16 protein-coding genes, 2 pseudogenes and 1 other annotated feature are annotated in these 18,758 nt (G+C 67.1%); of the genes and pseudogenes, 8 read left to right on the top strand and 10 right to left on the bottom strand.

Annotation, left to right across the window (positions count from 1 at the left end):
* From FFS52_RS08490 to FFS52_RS08505, 4 genes are read right to left on the bottom strand one after another with little or no spacing between them, the layout of a single operon-like run.
* The gene (locus FFS52_RS08490) at positions 1 to 1,578 is read right to left on the bottom strand and encodes a DHA2 family efflux MFS transporter permease subunit (protein ID WP_005179563.1); all 1,578 of its coding nucleotides are present in this window, start codon (positions 1,576 to 1,578) and stop codon (positions 1 to 3) included.
* Entirely contained in the window at positions 1,529 to 2,059 is a 531-nt protein-coding gene (gene lspA / locus FFS52_RS08495) for a signal peptidase II (RefSeq protein ID WP_137809387.1), read from the bottom strand. Before lspA ends, FFS52_RS08490 begins: the two co-directional genes overlap by 50 nt.
* Positions 2,056 to 4,020: a cation-translocating P-type ATPase gene (locus tag FFS52_RS08500; protein WP_006902503.1), complete on the bottom strand. Its 1,965-nt coding sequence runs from the start codon at positions 4,018 to 4,020 to the stop codon at positions 2,056 to 2,058. The genes lspA and FFS52_RS08500 overlap by 4 nt, the downstream gene beginning before the upstream one ends.
* On the bottom strand, positions 4,017 to 4,406 hold the full coding sequence (locus tag FFS52_RS08505; protein ID WP_005179570.1) for a metalloregulator ArsR/SmtB family transcription factor: 390 nt from the start codon (positions 4,404 to 4,406) through the stop codon (positions 4,017 to 4,019). The genes FFS52_RS08500 and FFS52_RS08505 overlap by 4 nt, the downstream gene beginning before the upstream one ends.
* A 115-nt stretch (positions 4,407 to 4,521) precedes the next feature.
* On the opposite strand from FFS52_RS08505, the gene FFS52_RS08510 reads away from it, so the two are divergent.
* Positions 4,522 to 6,777, top strand: coding sequence for an MMPL family transporter (locus FFS52_RS08510; protein ID WP_039994351.1), 2,256 nt, complete (start codon positions 4,522 to 4,524; stop codon positions 6,775 to 6,777).
* A 132-nt stretch (positions 6,778 to 6,909) separates the two neighbouring features.
* Positions 6,910 to 7,134 carry a hypothetical protein gene (locus FFS52_RS08515; protein ID WP_223374213.1) on the top strand — a complete coding sequence of 75 codons (225 nt, stop codon included), beginning with the start codon at positions 6,910 to 6,912 and terminating at the stop codon, positions 7,132 to 7,134.
* A gap of 612 nt (positions 7,135 to 7,746) precedes the next feature.
* Here FFS52_RS08515 and FFS52_RS08520 read toward each other — a convergent pair.
* A complete protein-coding gene (locus tag FFS52_RS08520) occupies positions 7,747 to 8,124 on the bottom strand; it encodes a metalloregulator ArsR/SmtB family transcription factor (RefSeq protein ID WP_005179587.1) in 378 nt (125 codons plus the stop codon).
* Positions 8,125 to 8,248: 124 nt separating this feature from the next.
* On the opposite strand from FFS52_RS08520, the gene merA reads away from it, so the two are divergent.
* From merA to merB, 3 genes are read left to right on the top strand one after another with little or no spacing between them, the layout of a single operon-like run.
* A complete protein-coding gene (gene merA / locus FFS52_RS08525; RefSeq protein WP_055476916.1) occupies positions 8,249 to 9,685 on the top strand; it encodes a mercury(II) reductase in 1,437 nt (478 codons plus the stop codon).
* Positions 9,686 to 9,709: 24 nt separating this feature from the next.
* Positions 9,710 to 10,261 (top strand): MerR family transcriptional regulator, encoded by a 552-nt coding sequence (locus FFS52_RS08530; protein ID WP_005179589.1) that lies wholly within the window; start codon positions 9,710 to 9,712, stop codon positions 10,259 to 10,261.
* On the top strand, positions 10,203 to 10,844 hold the full coding sequence (gene merB / locus FFS52_RS08535; protein ID WP_005179592.1) for an organomercurial lyase MerB: 642 nt from the start codon (positions 10,203 to 10,205) through the stop codon (positions 10,842 to 10,844). Before FFS52_RS08530 ends, merB begins: the two co-directional genes overlap by 59 nt.
* A 119-nt stretch (positions 10,845 to 10,963) precedes the next feature.
* Here merB and FFS52_RS23860 read toward each other — a convergent pair.
* Both FFS52_RS23860 and FFS52_RS08555 read right to left on the bottom strand, forming a co-directional pair.
* Positions 10,964 to 11,495 (bottom strand): annotated as a pseudogene (locus FFS52_RS23860) (transposase); the annotation flags it as partial.
* A 519-nt stretch (positions 11,496 to 12,014) separates the two neighbouring features.
* The gene (locus FFS52_RS08555; RefSeq protein WP_055476917.1) at positions 12,015 to 12,197 is read right to left on the bottom strand and encodes a DUF1508 domain-containing protein; all 183 of its coding nucleotides are present in this window, start codon (positions 12,195 to 12,197) and stop codon (positions 12,015 to 12,017) included.
* Positions 12,198 to 13,184: 987 nt separating this feature from the next.
* On the opposite strand from FFS52_RS08555, the pseudogene FFS52_RS08560 reads away from it, so the two are divergent.
* Positions 13,185 to 14,467, top strand: a pseudogene (locus tag FFS52_RS08560) (IS3 family transposase).
* Positions 13,463 to 13,591 (top strand) — a sequence feature (AL1L pseudoknot). It overlaps the preceding pseudogene by 129 nt.
* 139 nt (positions 14,468 to 14,606) lie before the next feature.
* Positions 14,607 to 14,936: a hypothetical protein gene (locus FFS52_RS08565; RefSeq protein ID WP_005180014.1), complete on the top strand. Its 330-nt coding sequence runs from the start codon at positions 14,607 to 14,609 to the stop codon at positions 14,934 to 14,936.
* A gap of 53 nt (positions 14,937 to 14,989) precedes the next feature.
* Here the strand turns inward: FFS52_RS08565 and FFS52_RS08570 are convergent, their stop codons facing one another.
* Genes FFS52_RS08570 through FFS52_RS08580 form a run of 3 tightly spaced genes read right to left on the bottom strand, consistent with a single transcriptional unit; the run spans position 14,990 to position 17,416 of the window.
* Entirely contained in the window at positions 14,990 to 15,370 is a 381-nt protein-coding gene (locus FFS52_RS08570) for a BlaI/MecI/CopY family transcriptional regulator (protein WP_005180013.1), read from the bottom strand.
* Between the two features lie 47 nt (positions 15,371 to 15,417).
* The gene (locus FFS52_RS08575; RefSeq protein ID WP_137809433.1) at positions 15,418 to 16,650 is read right to left on the bottom strand and encodes a HAMP domain-containing sensor histidine kinase; all 1,233 of its coding nucleotides are present in this window, start codon (positions 16,648 to 16,650) and stop codon (positions 15,418 to 15,420) included.
* Positions 16,640 to 17,416 carry a response regulator transcription factor gene (locus FFS52_RS08580; protein WP_082653036.1) on the bottom strand — a complete coding sequence of 259 codons (777 nt, stop codon included), beginning with the start codon at positions 17,414 to 17,416 and terminating at the stop codon, positions 16,640 to 16,642. The genes FFS52_RS08575 and FFS52_RS08580 overlap by 11 nt, the downstream gene beginning before the upstream one ends.
* A gap of 207 nt (positions 17,417 to 17,623) precedes the next feature.
* Here FFS52_RS08580 and FFS52_RS08585 point away from each other — a divergent pair, with 207 nt between their 5' ends.
* Positions 17,624 to 18,757 (top strand): PLP-dependent cysteine synthase family protein, encoded by a 1,134-nt coding sequence (locus FFS52_RS08585; protein ID WP_035718250.1) that lies wholly within the window; start codon positions 17,624 to 17,626, stop codon positions 18,755 to 18,757.
* Position 18,758 lies beyond the last annotated feature (1 nt).

Here is an 18,758-nt window from a genome sequence, read left to right on the forward strand (position 1 = left end):
TCAGTTTCGATCACGCGCCGGTGATGTCGGCGCGGGCGCAGGAGTGTGGTTGGGGAGTTTGGCGGCGATGGCCGCGGCCAGTAGTGCGCTGATGGCGGCGCTGGCAAGGAACACTGCGGACATGGCGTGGCTGTAGGCGTGGGCGCTGGACGCGGCCAGATCGGCGCCCGCTGGGCCGGGAATCTGGGTCGCGGCAAGTTGCGCTCCGGCGATGTTGTCACGCGCCGCGCTGACCACTGGTTCGGGCAGGCCGCTCAGGTGGGGGTCGAGGTCGCGGGTGTAAACGACGGTGAGCAGGGTGCCCAGGATCGCGACGCTGAACGCGGCACCGACCTGTCGAATGGCCATCAGCAACCCAGCTCCTGCGGCGCTGCGATGCTCGGGCAGGCTCGCCATGACCGCGTCGACAGCCGGCGCCAACGCCAGCCCGGCTCCCAGGCCCACGGTCGCCAGGCACACCGCGACGAAGCCGTAGCCGGAGTCGACGGTGATGCGGGATGCGAGCACGAATCCGGCCGCGGCGATCACCATGCCGGTGGCGATCGGGATTTTGGCGCCGAGTCGGGTCACGATCTTGTCCACAGCGGCTGCGGCGACGATGATCGCCAGCACCAGAGGCACCAAGCGCAGGCCGGTGCCGAAGGCGTCGTGGTAGCGCAGTATCTGCAGGTATTGCGGCAGCACGAACAGCACGCCGACCAGGGTGAAGGTGCCCGCGGTTGCGGCCAGGGTGGGCCAGGTGAAGGCCGGATTGGTGAACAGTGCCAGATCGACCAATGGGTCGCGGGCACGGCTTTCCCACACCAGAAATCCCGCGATCAGCCACACACCGGCCGCCAGAGCCGCGAGCACGACGGGATCGGTCCACCCGTACGCGGGAGCCTGGATGATGCCGAATACCAGCGCCGCCGTACCGGGCACGGCGGTGAGGATCCCGAGCCAGTCCAACGCCGGTGCATGCGGGTCGACCGATTCGGGCAACAGCACCACACAGGCAACCAGGGCGGCGACACCGACCGGGACGTTGATCAGAAACACCGAGCCCCACCAGAAATGCTGCAGCAGCCAGCCACCGACGATCGGCCCCAGCGGCAACCCGACACCCAGTGCACCGACCCACACCGCGATCGCGCGGCGACGCTGGTCGGGGCCGAACAGGGTCGGCAGGATCCCCAGCGACAGCGGCACGATGATCGCGGCCCCGATGCCCATGACCGCGCGGGCGGCGATCAGCGAGCCGGTGGACCCGCTGAAAGCGGCCCAGGCCGAGGCGGCGACGAAGGCGACCAAACCTATCAGCAGCAGCCGTTTGCGACCGTAGCGGTCACCGAAGCCGCCGGCGGGCAGCATGAGCGCGGCGAAGACCAGGGTGTAGGCGTTGACGATCCACTGCAACTGGGTGGTGCTCGCGCCGAGGTCTTGGGCCAGGGTGGGCAGGGCGACGTTGAGAACCATCAGGTCCAGCCCGACGGTGAGCAGGGCGACGACCAGCGCCGCCAGCCCTGCCCACCGACGTGACGGGCCCGGCTCAGTCCCGGTCGTCGGCGTGGTGTTCGGGTGAGAGTGGTTCTCGCTCATCGGAGTTTCCGATCAGAGTGGCGATGATGAGGGCGGTCGCGCCGAGCACGATGAAGGTGTCGGCGAGGTTGAAGGTGGGCCACCAGCCGGTGTGCAGGTAGTCGGTGACCACACCGTCGGGGGCCCGGTCGATGACGTTGGCGGCGGCACCGCCCAGGATCGCGGCGAGCGCGACGCGGGTGAGCAGGTTCGCGCGCAGCGCGACCACCCATCCGCCGACCGCGACCGCGGTGGTGATCACCGTGGTGAGCGTGAGCATCACCCAGCTCGGTGCGTCGGCGGCGATCGAGAACGCCGCTCCCGGGTTGAACGCCAACTTAAGGTCCACCGGACCCGCCTCGATCGGGGCCCCGGCCAGCGTGGTCTGCGCCCACGCTTTGAGCGTGAGGTCGATACCGGCCAGCGCGGCCGCGGCAGCGACCCACCGCAGTCGCCGCCCCCACCGCGACACGGTGGGAGCAGACGACGCGGTGGCGGTCACGCGGGCGCTCCGGCCAGTACCGGTGCGGGCTTTGCCGCCGAATCGGTCAGCGAGGCCAGGGGTTTGGTGCGTCCGGCGCGGACACCGTTGGCGATGACGACGATCTCGGCGAGTTCGTGCACCAGCACCACCGCCGCCAACCCGAGAATCCCGAACAGCGCGAGCGGGATCAAGATCGTGATCAACCCCAACGACAAACCGACGTTTTGCAACATGATCCGGCGAGCCCGACGAGCGTGCTCGAGAGCCCGCGGCAGGTGCCGCAGGTCCTCACCCATCAACGCCACATCCGCGGTTTCGATAGCGACATCGGTGCCCATCGCGCCCATCGCCACACCGAGGTCGGCGGTTGCCAGTGCGGGGGCGTCGTTGACGCCGTCGCCGACCATCGCGGTGAACCGGTCGCTGCGCAGTTCGCCCACGATGTGGGCCTTGTCCTCCGGGCGCAGATCCGCGTGCACGTCCTCGATCCCCGCCTCAGCGGCCAGAGCGGCGGCGGTGCGGGCGTTGTCACCGGTGAGCATCGAGACCCGGATTCCCAGCGCGTGCAATCGGTCGATGACCTCGTGTGCCTCGGGCCGCAGTTCGTCGCGCACAGCGATCGCACCGATCACCTGGCCGTCGAGCTCGATCAGCACCGCGGTCGCCCCCGCGTGCTGCATCCGTTCCACATCGGCGGCCAGAACACCCGGTTCGATCCAGCCCGGACGGCCCAGCCGCGCCCGGCGTCCGTCGACGCGGCCGGTCAACCCGGCACCGGTGACCGCCTCGACGTCGGTGGCGGGAGTGACGGTGTCGACGGCGGCGAGGATGGCGCGGGCGAGGGGATGTTCACTGCGCGATTCCAGCGCGGCCGCGACCGCCAGCACCCGGTCCCCGTGCACACCGCCGGTGGCGGCGATCTCGACGACGGCAGGCTTGTTCGCCGTCAGCGTGCCGGTCTTGTCCAGCGCGACCTCGCGCACCCGGCCCATCGCCTCGAGTGCGGCACCGCCCTTGACCAGCACACCCAGCTTGCTCGCCGCACCGATCGCGGCGACCACGGTCACCGGCACCGAGATCGCCAGCGCGCACGGTGAGGCGGCGACCAGCACCACCAGCGCACGTTCGATCCAGGTGACCGGATCCCCGAAGAGCGCGCCAATCACCGCGATGGCTGTGGCGGCGATCATGATGCCGGGCACCAGCGGTTTGGCGATCTTGTCGGCCAAGCGTTGAGCGTCGCCCTTGCGGGCCTGCTCGGCCTCCACGATCCGCACGATCCGTGCCAGGGAGTTGTCCTCGGCGGTCGTGGTGACCTCGACGGTCAGCACACCGGTGCCGTTGATCGCCCCGGCGAACACCTCCGCGCCCGGCCCGGCTTCTACCGGTACCGATTCGCCGGTGATCGCCGAAACATCCAGCGCGCTACGCCCGTCGACGATCACCCCGTCGGTCGCGACCCGCTCACCGGGGCGCACCAGCATCCGATCCCCGACGCGCAGCTCGGCAGGGGCGATGACGGTTTCGGTGCCGTCGCGTAGCACGGTGGCCCGGTCCGGTACCAGGTTCAACAGGGCGCGCAGCCCGCGGCGGGTGCGCGCGACCGCGTACTCCTCGAGGCCCTCGCTGATGGAGAACAGGAACGCCAGCATGGCGGCTTCGCCGACCTCGCCGAGGATCACCGCGCCGATCGCGGCGATCGTCATCAGCGTGCCGACACCGATCTTGCCCTTGGCCAGCCGTTTGAGCGTGGAGGGGACGAAGGTGTATGCACCGACGAGCAGTGCGGCGATCTCCAACCCCAACTCGACGGCGCGTGGGCCGCCGGTCCAGCCGACGATCAGTGCCGCGACCAGCAGCACTCCGGCGACCGCGGCGGCGCGCAGTTCACTGACTTCCCAGAGCTTTTCGGGTTCGCGTTCCTCGGCCTCGCCGTCACCGGCGGGTTCGTCGTGGCCGCAGCCGCATGCGTCGCTCATGCTCGTACCTCCGCGCTCTCCGTCTCGGTGGTGGAGTCGGTGCCGTAGTTCGGGCACAACGCCACCGCATTGCCTGTCGCCGCGAGCAAGGTCTCTGCCGAGGCGAGTAGGTCCATCAACTCCGGGCGGGCCAGGCTGTAGAACACCTGCCGCCCTTGCGGGCGGCCCACGACCAGCCCGCAGTCGCGCAGGCACGCTACGTGCGCCGATACCGTTGACTGAGCCAGTCCGAGCCCGGCCATCAGGTCCAAGACCCGCGCTTCCCCGCACGCCAGCCGGTGCACGATCGCCAACCGTGTCGCATCGGAGAGGCTGTGGAACAGGGCCACCGCCGGATCCAACCCCTGCGTCTCGACGAGGCAACCCCCGCCATCATTAATCGCCATAAAGCGATGATAGCGGCGAAAGCTATTGATATCGAGTGAGAGTGTGATTAATCTCGTTTCAACGATTACATCGTGATATGGCGATCAATTCGTGGTCGCTACGGAGGGAGGACGCGTGAACCAGCAGAAGTCCGCCGTCGTCGAGAACTCGCCTCAGCAACCATCGCCGCCGGGCTCGCCCGGAGTGCTATATCGGTGGGGCGTTCTGATGGCCCGGCGCAGACGTGCGGTCCTGGCGGTCTGGGGACTGCTGCTGGTGGTGTGCGCGGTGGCCTACCCGCTGCTCGAGAACCGGCTCGGTGCGATGGATTTCGGTGTCGAGGGCTCGGAGTCCACCGAGGTGGATCGCCTGGTTGCCCGGCACTTCCCGCAGTTCGGTACGGAACAGGCGGTCATCGTGCTGCAGTCTGGCGCGGTCACCGCCACCGACGCCGAGTTCCGTGCAGCGGTGGCTCGCACGATCACCGCCGCCACCGCGGTCGAGGGCGTGGTCGACGTCGTCGGCCCCTACGACGGGCTGCCCGGATCCCAGATCTCGGCCGACGGTCACGTCGCGATCGCGCTCGCCGGCATGGACGGCGACATGGCCGAACGCGCGAAAGTCGCGCGCGACCTGCAAGACGCCATCGCCACCACCGGCGACGATTCCATCGACGTAGGGGTCACCGGGTACTCGGCGGTACAGAACGCGGCCACCGAACTGCAGAACGCCGACCTGGCCCGCGCCGAGGCAATCGGCATCCCGGTCGCGCTGGTCCTGCTCGTCCTCGCCCTCGGCGCCCTGGCCGCAGCGGCGGTCCCGATCGCAGTGGCCATCGCCGGGATGCTGACCGCGGTCGGAGTGTTGTTCACCCTCACTGCTGTGACCGCGTTCGATTCGCTGACCGTGGCCATGGCCACCATGGTGGGCCTCGGCGTCGGTATCGACTACGCGATGTTCATCGTCAGCCGCTTCCGCGAAGAACTCACCCACCACACCGGGCCAGACCATGCCGCGATCAGCGGCGCCGTCGGTCGCTCCCTCGCCACAGCAGGCAAAACGATTCTGGTCTCGGGCTTGGTGGTGATGATCTCGCTGTGCGCGTTGATCATCATCCAGGCACCGATCTTCCGTGGCATCGCCATCGGCGTCGCCACCGCCGTCACCAGTATGCTCACCGTCGCCGTCACCCTGCTACCCGCCCTGCTCGCCGCCTTGGGCCCGGCTGTCAACCGCGGTAGTCTCCCGGCCCGCTGGCGCCCTGCCGACAGCGCCACCGACGCTCCCGGCGTTCTCGGTGGCCGCTGGGCGCGCTGGGCGTATCTCGTCATGCGCCGACCCGTCCTCTTCGGCACCGCGGCCGCAGCGGTGCTGGTCCTCGCCGCGCTGCCGGTATTCGGGATCCGCTACGGCCTCGACATGGGCACCACCGCCCTCGACGACACCCCGACCGGACGCGCCAGCACCGCATTGAACACCAACTTCCCGCCCGGAGCACTCTCCCCGGTCGAGATCATCGCCACCGGCCCCAGCGACACCCCACTCACCGCAGACGCCGAAGCACGGGTCAACCGATTCCTGACCGAGATCGACGGCGACGCCCGCATCGACACCGTCCTGCCCGCCCAGCTCAATGACGGTCGAATGCTCGCGATGGCGATCCCCTCGGTCACCTTCGACTCGATGGCCGCCACCGACCTCGTCCGCGACCTGCGCAACACAGCCGCCGGCGCAGCCGGAGCCGAGATCCGCATCGGCGGCAGCACCGCCGAATTCGTCGATCTCTCCGACGAAATGACCACCAAACTTCCGCTGGTCGTAGCCCTGGTGCTGACCGCCTCGCTGGTCTTCCTCATCGCCGCTTTCCGCAGTATCGCCTTACCCCTCAAGGCCATCGCGATGAACCTGCTCGCCACCGGCGCCGCCCTCGGTATCACCGTCGCGGTGTTCCAGTGGGGTCTGGGCGAGAACGTCCTCGACTTCACCAGCCCCGGATTCGTGCAGGTCTACCTACCCACCGTGGTGTTCGCGCTACTGTTCGGGCTCTCGATGGACTACGAGGTGTTCCTGATTCGTCGCATCCGCGAATACTGGGACGCCAGCGGCGACAACCAGCGCGCCGTCGCGGCCGGGCTCACCCACACCGCACGCCCCATCACCGCGGCCGCCGCGATCATGATCGCCATCTTCGCAAGCTTCCTCACCGCCGACATCCTCGAACTCAAACAACTCGGACTCGCCCTTGCCGTCGCCGTCGCCATCGACGCCGTCCTCATCCGCCTCGTCCTCGTCCCCGCCCTCATGCGCCTGCTCGGCGGCTGGAACTGGTGGCTGCCCGCCCTCAGGTTTCGCCCACCCAACACTCGCGCACCACGGGCCGCCGCTGAGTAGCGCGGCGATCAGACCAGGTTGATTCGTCGCGGACACGGGACCGGCCGCCGGGGCCACACCGCCCTCGGGGGCAACCGTCACGGCCGGTCTGACCTTCGAGTCGAGTCGAAGGTTCAGGGTCGCGGGGTGGTGATGATGCGTATTACCCAGCTGGCGCGGCGGAGCGGTGTCCCTGCCACCAGCTGCGGCTCTACGTCGGATCTGGCCGAGTTCGTGGAGGCCGGACCGTTCCTGGAAGCGTTCCTCGTGTTGATCGTCATCCCACTGACGCTGGCGTGGCTCACCCCAGGTGTACCGCGCGCCGGGACCGGGCAGCGGGTCTCGGCGCGCGGTGAGCACCGGCGATGGCGCCGTTGATGGCTACGGTGCTGATCACCGTGGTGGCCTCGCAGGCGCCAAACTCGGTGACGGCCTGAGCCAGGTCGCGGCGGTGGTGCGGGCCGGAGTGCCCGCGTCGCCGGAAGGTGTGGCTGCGCAGCCCTCATCGCAGCCGCGGGCGCGAGTCATTGGCGGGACCAGATCAGTCCGAGGAGCCCGAGTCCGATGGGCGAATCCGAGCGGTTGGAGCCATGACAGGCTCACCAGCAGCGTGCCGCTGCTCAGTGCTACGGCCGCGATCAGCAGCGGGGCACCACCGCGCAACAGCCCAGGCAGCAGTGCCGCGGTCCCGATGCAAGCCCGCCAGCGGCGTGTCTAGGTCGCAGCAGCCACAACGGCCTCCCCCGCAGCTCGCCGAGCCACCGCTGCCTGGCGCTGGGTTCGGTGTCGATGGGACAGGGCAGCAGGGGGATTCGCTGCGCTCGAGCAGGTCTTCGCGTCCGGCCGCCAGCGCGGCGGCCAGGGTGTCGCCGGACCGCGGTGAGTTCGGCGAGCTCGGCATCGACCTCGGCGAGCTTGACACCCAGTCCCAGCCGCGGTGAACCCGCCGACGGTGAGCGGCTGCCGAGACGTGAGGGCTGTCGAGGGCGTTCATGTCCGGTCACCGTCCGGTACCTGGTCGATGCGGGTGCAGCACGTCAGGGCGGCGGCGTTGTCGGCCGCGAGCAACCGGGCGAGCAGCACCAGTTCGGCCACGCGCGGGTCTCCGACCGTGTACCGCAGCTTCTTGCCGTCGCGGCGCGCGACGATGTATCCGCAATCGGCCAGACACGACAGGTGCACCGACACCCGCGGCTGGGAGATGCCGGCGTGCGCGACGCAGTCGGCCGAGGTGCGTTCGCCGGCGAGGATGTATTCCAGCAGCTTCAACCGGGTCGGATCCGACAGGGCGCGAAAGAACTTCGCCGTCGTATCCAGATGTGTGCACGCCAGCTCGTCGCCGGGCACGGCGGTCGTGGACCGGGACATGGGGCACCTCCACACCACTTGAACTATTCGCTTAAGCGCATAGTATGAGCCCTGTAGGTATTCGTCAATGCGAATAGCAGCCGTTGGCTGGCGACGCGGTTGCTCAACCCCTCAGGAGGCAGGCGTGGCCACGACACAATCCCGTCCGGATCTGGCGATCGTCGGGTCCGGTTCGGCGGCGTTCGCCGCCGCTATCGCCGCGGTCGGCCACGGCAGGTCCGTGGTGATGATCGAGCGCGACACCGTCGGTGGCACCTGCGTGAACGTCGGGTGTGTGCCGTCGAAGACGTTGCTGGCCGCCGCGGAGGCCCGCCACGCCGCAGCCGCCGCCGACCGGTTTCCCGGCCTGGGTGCCGCTGCGGTGCCGCTGGATTTTCCGGGCCTGATCGCCGGTAAGGACGCGCTGGTCGCGCAGCTGCGGGCAAACAAGTACATCGAGCTGGCGGGCGAGTACGGGTGGGAGATCGTCTCCGGCACGGCAGTGTTCGACGGCACGAGTGCGGCGCCGGGGTTGCGGGTCGGAGCGAACGACGGCGGGACCCGGGTGATCGAGGCTGGCCATTACCTGATCGCGACCGGTGCGACGCCGTGGATCCCGCCGATCGACGGTCTGGTCGAGGCCGGGTATCTGACCTCGACCACCGCCATGGACCTGAAGCGGCTCCCGGAGTCGCTGATCGTGATCGGCGGCAACACTGTCGGGCTCGAACAAGCCCAGTTGTTCGCCCGCCTCGGCGCCCGGGTGACGGTGATCGAGGCCCTGGGGCGGCTGGCGCCGGGCGAGGAACCGGAAATCTCGGCCGCGATCGAGGCTGTCTTCGCCGATGAGCATATCGCCGTGTTGACCGCGGCCACCGTCGAGAAGGTCCTGGCCGGTGGCGGCCACAAGCTGGTGAGCGTGCGCACTCGGGCCGGGGTCAGCGAGCTGCGGGCCGAACACGTGTTGGTCGCGACCGGTCGCCGCCCGAACACCGCGGGGCTGGGCCTGGAGGCGGTCGGGGTCGGTGTCGACGGGCGCGGCGCGGTGATCGTCGATGACCGTCAGCGCACCGGCAATGCCCGGATCTGGGCGGCCGGGGACGTGGCCGGGGGCCCGCAGTTCGTGTATGTGGCCGCCGCGCAGGGAACGCTGGTGGCCGACAACGCGTTCGCCGACGCGGATCGGGTCCTGGACTACGCCACAGTGCCGCGGCTGACGTTCACCAGCCCCGCCATCGCCGCCGTGGGGCTCACCGAGGCCGAGGCGGTGACGGCCGGATACCGGTGCCGGTGCCGGACGCTGGCGTTGTCGAGTGTGGCGCGGGCGCTGGTCAATCGCGATACCCGTGGCCTGGCCAAGATCGTCGCCGACGCCGATACCGGCCGGATCTTGGGCGTGCACGCGCTGGCCGAGGGTGCCGGAGACCTGATCACCGCCGCCGGATACGCGATGACCGCGGGTATGACCGTCGACCGGCTCGCCCACAGCTGGGCGCCGTATCTGACCATGGCCGAAGCGTTGAAACTGACCGCCCAGACCTTCACCACCGACGTGACGAAACTGTCCTGCTGCGCAGGCTGACGATCTCCTCCAGGAAAGGCCGAGATGAACGGGCACATGACGATCGGCGTGTTGTCGGCGCGGACCGGGGTGAGGGTGAAGGCGTTGCGTGAATACACCGACCTCGGGCTCATCCACACCCTGGGGCGCAGCGCGGCCGGCTACCGCCTGTACACCGATGACGCACTGTGGTGTGTGCGGTTCATCGGCGAGCTGCGCGGGCTTGGGCTCACCATCGCCGAGATCTGCCAGCTCACCGATGACGCCGTCGATAGTGGAGACGGAGCGGTCGGCGCGCGTCTGGCCGAGCTACTGGAGCGGTCGCGACAGCGGCTGCACCGCCGGATCAGCGACGCCCAGCAGATCCTCGACCGCATCGACGACTTCACCAGCATCCACCGTGCGCGGTGGGCCGCCGACGATGTGTGCTGGACCGAGGTCCGTGCCGATGCCCGACGCGGGCTTGACTCTGCCCCCGGGGGCAGACCCTACCGTCATCGACATCGCACCCGACGCATTCTCGGAAAGGCTGACTCTCATGAGCACCGACTCCATTCCCGCCGACGTTTTCGCCACGATCGCACCAGCCGACCGTGACCGGGCGCTGCTGCGGGCCGCGCTGCGGCTGCTGGCCCACGGAGCGCCGGTCACCGTCACGGAGTTGGCGGCCGCAGCCGGTGTCGACGCCGGAGATCTCGAAGAGACACCGATCGGCGCCGACATCGAATACGACGAGCAGGGCCGGGTCCTCGGGTGGGGATTGACCCTGAATCCGACCCCGCACCGATTCACCGTCGCAGGCCATCAGCTCTACACCTGGTGTGCGCCCGACACGCTCGTCTTCCCCGCCGTGATCGGGGCGAGCGCACACGTCGAATCCGAGTGCCCGGTTACCGTCAGCGCCGTGCGATTGACCGTCGATCCAGTCACGGGAGTCACCGACCTGCAACCGGCCGCCGCGATGGTGGCCTTCGTCGACCCCGCCGGGATCCGGGGCGGGCAGGTCCGCGCCACCTGCTGCAATCCGCAGATGTTCCTGGCCACTCCCGACGCCGCCGAGCAGTGGCGATCCGAGCATCCTGGGATGACCGTGCTACCGGTCGCCGACGCCTACACCCAGCTCGCACGCCCACTGGCCGAGGCGCTCATCGACCCGGCCGGCGAGGCGCCGTGCTGCTGACTCAGAACAGGGTGTCGCGCACCCACAAGGGCCGGTACCCGGTCGGGCCGAGCTGGGCGAGTTCGGCGTCGATATCGGTCTTGAACGCGCCGAAGAAGACCTCCGATCACACCAAGAGGTCAAGCCGCGATCTCGAAGGACGCGTCCTGAGCGGGCCCGAACGCCTTGATCGGGTCGTAGTGCTGACCGGTTTGCAAGCAGTAGTGGAGCTGCCCGAGCAAGCGGTCGAAGAGGTGCCGAAGCGCAGCGGCGTGCCGATCGCCGCGGTCGCGTCCTCGGCGTTAATGGTCTTGGGGTGCGCCGGCTTTCGCCATCGCGGCGAACGCCCAAAGGAATCCTGCAGCGTTGAGTCGGTTGTTCTTCACCACGCGGCGGGTAATCGAGATGCTGCGCCCGGAGGCCCGCGTGATCAGCACAGAACCGGCGTAGGTCCTTCAGCGAACGGGCGTCGGTGAACCGCTCGCGGTCGTCGCCGATCTCGCCGAGCACCCGAGCGCCGGAGAGGTCAGCCAGGCCAGGAAAACTGGTGATCACCGCGTAGTCGGGGTACTGCTGGAATGCCTCGGTAGTGGCCTCGGTGAGCTGATCCACGGCGGCGCATTCAGCATCGACGCCACCCAGCAGCGCGAGGGCCTGGCGGCCGAAGGCATCCGCTGATCTACAGATCGAGAGTCAGGGTGGCGGTGCGCGCTCGAGATACGCACGGGTAGATGACTCCGGTGACGAGCGCTACTGACACGAGTGACGAATCCCCAGGTCGCCAACTGACATCCAAATGACGGATCTCAGGCCACGTGTTGCATCTGATGCAATATGCAGGGGCTTACTTGACATAAGATAGGGGCTTCACCGTAGGCGGCTTTGTAGGCGGCCGCGAACCGTGCCACATGAGCAAACCCATTGTCGTAGGCGACGTCTGCAACGGTGGCTGCGCCTCGAGTTCTGTCGGAACGGGTGGAGAGTGTCAGAGCGCCGCGGTCAGATCGTGGGGGTCAAGTGCGAGCGTCGACAGGGTGTAGAGCGAGTCCTTCTTTCGGATGGAAATGGGCATGTATGCGATTGAGTCGTTCGATCCACTCGATGCCGGTGAGTGAGTCTGGTCCGTGGTCGAATGGGCAGGTTCAGTCCTTGGACTGCGGTCGACATGAGTAGTGCGCGACTGTGTGGTGCCTAGGTGGTCTGGTCGTCGACTGTGGCGTCGCCGGCGTTGTGTTTGACCGACTCGATCCCGGTTCGCGCTGAGGCCTTCGACTCATATGCGTGGCTGGCGGCGATGATTTCGCCGTTGGCTGCTTCAGATGGAAACGGTTCTTGCCGGGCCTCGTCGGTGAACAGTTCGAACTTCGCGGCCATCGTTGGGGTTCCTTCCGGTCGGGAGTGCCGCAGTCACTACAAATCGAATATGCGCGACCGTGGGCTCGACTTCTCCCCTCGAGACCTGATCCGGTGCTGATTTGTCCCTGGCCTTGCGGTCCTGCACAACGCTGGATGTGCGGCGTCGGCGATGCCGGTATCTCATTCTTATTCATCGGTACCATCCGTCGTTAGGTGACGAATCCTGACACCAGCGGGCGCGGCGGTCACCACGCCTGCCGTTCACGTCTCTCGCCGAGTGTGCAGACCGAGTATGATCCAGGCGCCAGGTCTCGATGAGTCCGCAAAATCTGTAGACGATTGAGCGCGATGTCGAGATTGTGGATGGCGCGGTGATGGTTGGGCCCGCCAGAGACGTGTAGTGCCAAGCTGGATCTCTCCGCCGTGAGAGCGAGTCTTTCAGCCGCCCGCACTACTAATTTCCGGGGGGACACAGCTCCTCGCCCCTGGATAATTTCGGCCGCCCGCTCGACTTCGGGCCGATGGCGGCGAGTAGGTATTTTGCGCGGTGGGAGGTGTTGCGCGCTTCGCGGACGGCGTCGAAGGGGTACAGCTCATTCAGACGATATGTTGTGACGAGTGCGGTCAACAACTCGACGACCTCTGCTAGGTCTGCGTGGTCACCGGCTGCGTCGCGCGGTCGTCGCGCCCGGGTGTCGAGCCGAGCGCGTATTAACAGCCGGTGCCGATCGAGTTCAAGGGCGAGCAGTAGCCCCTGCAGGCGTGTGGTTGCGCGGCTCTGCTCAAGTGGGACCATTCGGATCAGCCTCAATCCTCAGTTGCCGCAGAATGTCGGTTTGCGTCGCTTGGTTGGTCGACGTGACAAGCCAGCGGCGCGCGTCCGAGAACTGGATCTGTGAGCTTTGCCCGCGAGGGTGGGGAAAGGTCCACGAGATCGAGGGTCATCAATCGCCTGAAACGCCCCGGGTTTGTCGGAGGCTCTCGAATCTGTGAAGGATGGAGAGCATGGCAGCACCACGGAAGTACAGCGTTGAGCTGAAGGAGCGGGCGACGCGGATGGCGGTGGAGGCCCGCAAGGACCCAGCCACGCGACCAGGGGCGCTCAAACGGATCGCCGATCAACTCGGTGTGCACCCGGAGGCGCTTCGCACCTGGGTCAAGCAGGCCGAGATCGATGGCGGGGACCGCCCGGGGACCACGACCAGCGAGGCTGAGCGGATCGCGCAGCTGGAACGGGAGAACCGGGAGTTGCGGCGGGCGAACACCATCTTGAAGCAGGCATCAGCTTTCTTTGCGGCGGAGATCGACCGCCCACAGCGTTGATCGTGGAGTTCGTCGCCGCTTTCCGCGACGAACACGGAGTCGATCCGATCTGCGCGGCCCTGCGCGACACGGCCGCCCAGATCGCTCCGTCCACAGTCCGAGCCCATCTGAGCTCTCGACGAGTCGAGGCGCCACGGGTGGTCCGTGACCGCGAGATCCTCGGTGAGATCCGCACCGTGCATGCCGACAATCTCGGCGTCTACGGTGCCCGCAAAGTCCACGCCGAACTACGCAGAAAGGGTATCGGCGTGGCCCGGTGCACCGTCGAGCGGTTGATGAAAGCTGATGGGCTGCAGGGGATAACGAGATCCAAGACGCGGAAGACCACGCACAGCGAGGGGGCCGAAACTCCGCAGCCGGCCGATCGTGTCGAACGGCAGTTCACCGCGGCGGCGCCCAACGCGCTGTGGGTGGCGGACCTGACCTACATCCGCACACACTCGGGGTGGGTGTATGCCGCGTTCATCCTCGACGTCTTCTCAAGGATGGTCGTGGGCTGGCAGGTCTCGACCACCATGCACACCGACCTCGCGCTCGACGCCTTGGATATGGGGTTGTGGGCGCGGTCGCGTGCCGGCCAGGGCGTGGCCGGGCTGATTCACCACTCCGACCGCGGAGTGCAGTATCGAGCCATCCGCTACACCGAACGTCTCGCCGAAGCAGACGCAGTGACTTCTGTTGGCTCCAAGGGTGATTCGTACGACAATGCGATGGCCGAGGCGTTCAACTCGTTGTTCAAGGCCGAGTGTATCCGTAACCCAGTCATGCGCCCTCGCGGTGGCTGGGGCGGTGTCGGCGAGGTCGAGATCGCCGTCGCCGAGTACATCGACTGGTTCAACCACCGCCGCCTGCACGGCGAGATCGGGCACGTCCCACCCGTCGAGTACGAGACCACCTACTGGTCGACCCACACAGTCACCAGCTACCGTGAGAACCCGGTCCCGGCAGTCGCTGGAACCAAGTAAACGAGCCCCCAGCAAACCCGGGGCGATTCAGATTGCTTCGAGACCCTCGTTCCCGGCGCCCACGCCCGATGGCCACAGAATACGAAGGTGGTTAGTAGAAGTGGGGTGTGATGCGGGTGTGCTGAGGAGATGGTTGGGCATGACTGACGGTGTCGAGGTGCGGCGTGCGGGTCGGTTCGGCCCGCGCGGTCCTGCCCGTACGATCTCCCGTGCGGTGGGTCTTGCTGTGGTGATGTTTGAGGCGGTGGCCGCGTTCTGGCTGGTGATGCTGCTCCGAACGTCGGATCTCGTGCCATCCGACCCCCGCTCAGGAGTCGGGCGCGGTGATCCGGTTGAGCTGCGGGTGCTGACCGCTGTGGATGTGCACGACTGGGTGTCGGCTCTGAGTGCTGCGGCCTTCGCTGCGGGTGTGGCCGGTGCGCTGGTGGCGCGTCTACTCCCAGCAGTCAAGGGGCGCGCGACCGGTTGAGTAGTCGGGCCTGGGCCTCGCCGGAGTTTCCCTTGTCGGAGGGTTTCTATGGCTTAGGCTTTGGTGCCGCCGCCGCGGGTGTGGCGAGGTTTAAGGGTGAGGTATTCGCTGAGCACTTCACGCTCGGCGGGTGTCACGGTCTGGGCGAAGTGCATCAGTACTGCCGCGGAGTCCCCGCTGGCGTCGAGGACCTGACGCAAGGTGCGTGAGGTGGCCTCTTCACGGGTCTGCATGGGGAAGTACCGGTAGGCGCGGCTGACTTTTTCTCGACCGACGAACCCTTTTTTGTGCAGGTTGGTGACGACGGTGAGCACTGTGGTGTAGGCCGGTTCGCGGTCGTGGAGTTCCTCGACTAGGTCGTGCACCGACATCGCCGCACCGGCTGACCACAGCACGTCCATCACTGCGCGTTCCAGTGAACCCAGCCCAGTCATTTTCACCCACCATCTCTAGATGCGGGTCAATCTTACGACGGACTACCTCAGTTAGTAGCTTGGTCCCGTTGGAGCGCATCGGCAGCGCCGCGACGCGTGCGGTGTTTGAAGGCCACGGAGAATTCGGTTCCAGGGGTGCTGCGGTGGATGTGACGTCGGGTGGTGGTCGGCAACGTGATGGTGAAGGTGGCTCCGTGTCCGGCTCCCAGGCTTTCGGCGAGCAAGGTGCCCCCATGGTCTTCGACGATAGAGCGGGCGATGGTGAGGCCGATTCCGCTGCCGCCGGCGTCTCTGGTGCGTGAGGAGTCGGTGCGGTAGAAGCGGTCGAAGATGTGTGGAAGGTGTTGAGGGGGAATGCCGTCACCGCAGTCGACGACGCTGATGCGCACCGCGTGTGCCGGGGCGGTGTCGGCTTTCACTACGACTCGCTGGCCCGGGGAGCTGTGTCGCAGCGCGTTGGTGAGCAGATTGAGCAGTACTTGGCTCATTCGTTCGGCGTCGACATGGATGTGTACGCGCGCGGCGGTGGTGACGATGCCCAGCGTGACTTCGGCGTCGGTGAACAGGTCGGCGGCTTCTTCGTAGGTCGCGATGAGCAGTTCGTTGACAGTGATCGTCGCCGGGTGGAGGGGCATCTGATGCTCGTCGGTGCTGGATACGGTCGCGATGTCCTCGGCGAGACGCTGCAGGCGGGTGGTGGCGGTGCGCACGACGTCAAAGGTCTGTGAGTCGGGAGCCCGGATTCCGTCTTCGATGGCGTCGGTGATCGCGCCGATGGTGGTCAGTGGGGTGCGCAGTTCGTGGGCAAGGTCTGACAGCATCCGCTTACGGATGTCGTCTTGTGAATCCAGCCGTTGTGCAAGTTGGTTGATAGCTCGGCTGAGCTGGGTGAACTCGGTGCCGAGCTGGCGATCGGGTACGCGCGTGCGGTAGTTGCCGGCGCCAATAGCCACGGCTGAGCGGGCGACACTGGCGACTGACTGTTGTACGCGGCGAGCCAGGAACCAGCTGACGGCCGTGGCCAGGATCGTCGAGGTGATCAATGCGGCAGACATTGAGACGACGATCGAGGAAGTGAACGCGGCTTCGACATGGTCGGCCTGAACTGACCCTGGCTCGAGGCGAGCTTGGCCGAGGTGGTCGTGGAAGGTGTGTGGAGCCACGAATAGTGCCACGATCGCGACGCTGATGCCGCCGCCGGCGATGACGATAGCTTGAGCGAGCATGAGCCGGGAGCCGAAGCTGCCGGGGATACGTGCCCGTCGTCGATCACCGTTCATGGCTGTCTCCTCGAGGTTGGCCGTCACCCATCCGGTAGCCCACGCCGCGCACGGTACGGATGAATCGACCGGCCGCGGCGCTGTCGCCGAGTTTGCGGCGCAGGCTGGCGATATGAACTTCGACAACGTGGGCATCGCCGACCCAGTTGGGTCCCCAGATTTCGGTGAGCAGTTGTTCTCGACTGAACACCACACCGGGCCGTCGGCTCAGGGCTTCCAGAACGTCGAATTCGGTGCGGGTCAGTTCCACGAGTGTGTCTTCTACCCGCACTTCACGGCCTTGTGGGTCCAGGGTCAGCTCCCCCAGTGTCCGCGGGTGTGCTGTGTCTACCGCCGAGGTCGGGCGCGGACGGCGCAGCATGGCGTCGATGCGCGCCATCAGCTCACGAGGACGAAACGGTTTGGTGAGGTAGTCGTCGGCTCCAACCGCGAGACCGATGATGGTGTCGACCTCGTCGGCGCGGGCGGTGACCATCACGATGTAGGCGTCGGTGAAGGTGCGTAACTGCCGACACACCTCGACGCCGTCGATCGAGGGCAAACCCAGATCGAGGATGACTACCGCAGGACTCACCGTGCGTGCGGCGGCGATCCCCTCTTGGCCGTCGTGGGCGATGGTGACCACAAATCCGCTGCGCTGCAGGTAGTCGGCGACAACCTCGGCGATGTCAGGCTCATCTTCGATGACCAGCGCGTGTAGCCCGTGCGGTGGTCGGGCCGCCGGCCCACGAAGGTCGTCGTCGACGATGACGCGGTCATGAGGCACGTCCCTATGGTGGCGGTGGTTTACACGACCATCCAACCCCGCGGGCATTCTTGAGCAGATCTTGATCCCGACCGCCGATCAGCCTTGAGGTTGAGTGGGCAAGGTGGCGGTGTCGCCGCGCCGAACGATATGTCCCAGTTCCCTCTCACACTGTTGATCTGCTTTCGGCCCGGCGACATCCTGTCCATCGATGCAGAGGATGCCCGTGTGACTGTCTCCTACAGCCTCACCACCAGTGATCCATTCGCCACCACCTTCCCTGCCGAGGCCACATCGCGCCGTGCTGGGCTGAGTCGTCAGCTGGTCGGCGGCACCCCGGTACTGCGGATCGAAGAACCCTTTGCCGAGCACGGGCACGGTTTCTGGGCCAAGCTGGAGGGCTTCAACCCCGGTGGCATGAAAGACCGGCCGGCGCTGCACATGGTCGAACGCGCCCGCGCCCGCGGCGAGCTGGCCCCGGGGGCGCAGATCATCGAATCAACGAGCGGCACACTGGGATTGGGGTTAGCGCTAGCGGGCATTGTGTTCGGTCATCCGGTGACCTTGGTGACCGACCCCGGACTGGAACCGATCCTGCGGCAGATGCTCGCCGCCTACGGCGCCCGGGTCGATGTCGTCAGCGAGCCCCACCCGGTCGGGGGTTGGCAACAAGCCCGCCGCGACCGTGTGCGCGCCCTGCTCGCACTCGACGAGGCTGCGTGGTGTCCCGACCAGTATTCCAACCCCGACAACGTGACCGGTTACAGCTCACTGGGTGTGGAGCTGATCGCGCAGCTGCGCCATATCGATGTCCTGGTGTGTTCGGTGGGCACCGGTGGGCACTCAGCCGGTGTGGCTCATACTCTGCGGCAGTTCAACCCTGAGCTGGAAGTCGTGGGCGTAGACACCATCGGCTCGACGATCTTCGGCCAGCCCGCACAGTCACGGATCATGCGGGGACTCGGCTCGAGCATCTACCCCCGCAACGTCGCCTACGACCAGTTCAGTGAGGTGCACTGGGTGGCGCCGGCCGAAGCAGTCTGGGCATGCCGCACCCTGGCCGCCACGCAGTACGCCACCGGCGGCTGGAGCGTGGGCGCGGTGGCCCTGGTCTCGGGCTGGCTGGCTCGCACTCGTTCGGCCGATACGCGCATCGCGGCGGTCTTCCCCGATGGCCCCGCCCGCTACTACGGAACCATCTACAACGACGAGTACTGCCAAGCTCACGACCTGATGGACGCCCCAGCGCCCACTGCCCCCCACACCATCAACGATCCGCTGACCCAGGTCGCGAGTAGCTGGACCCGGTGCCCCACCATCATCGACCCCACTCACATGCCGCACACCGAGCCCACGAGCTGAC

The organism is Gordonia sp. ALPHA1B1, assembly GCF_005502615.1.
GTDB lineage: Bacteria > Actinomycetota > Actinomycetes > Mycobacteriales > Mycobacteriaceae > Gordonia > Gordonia hongkongensis.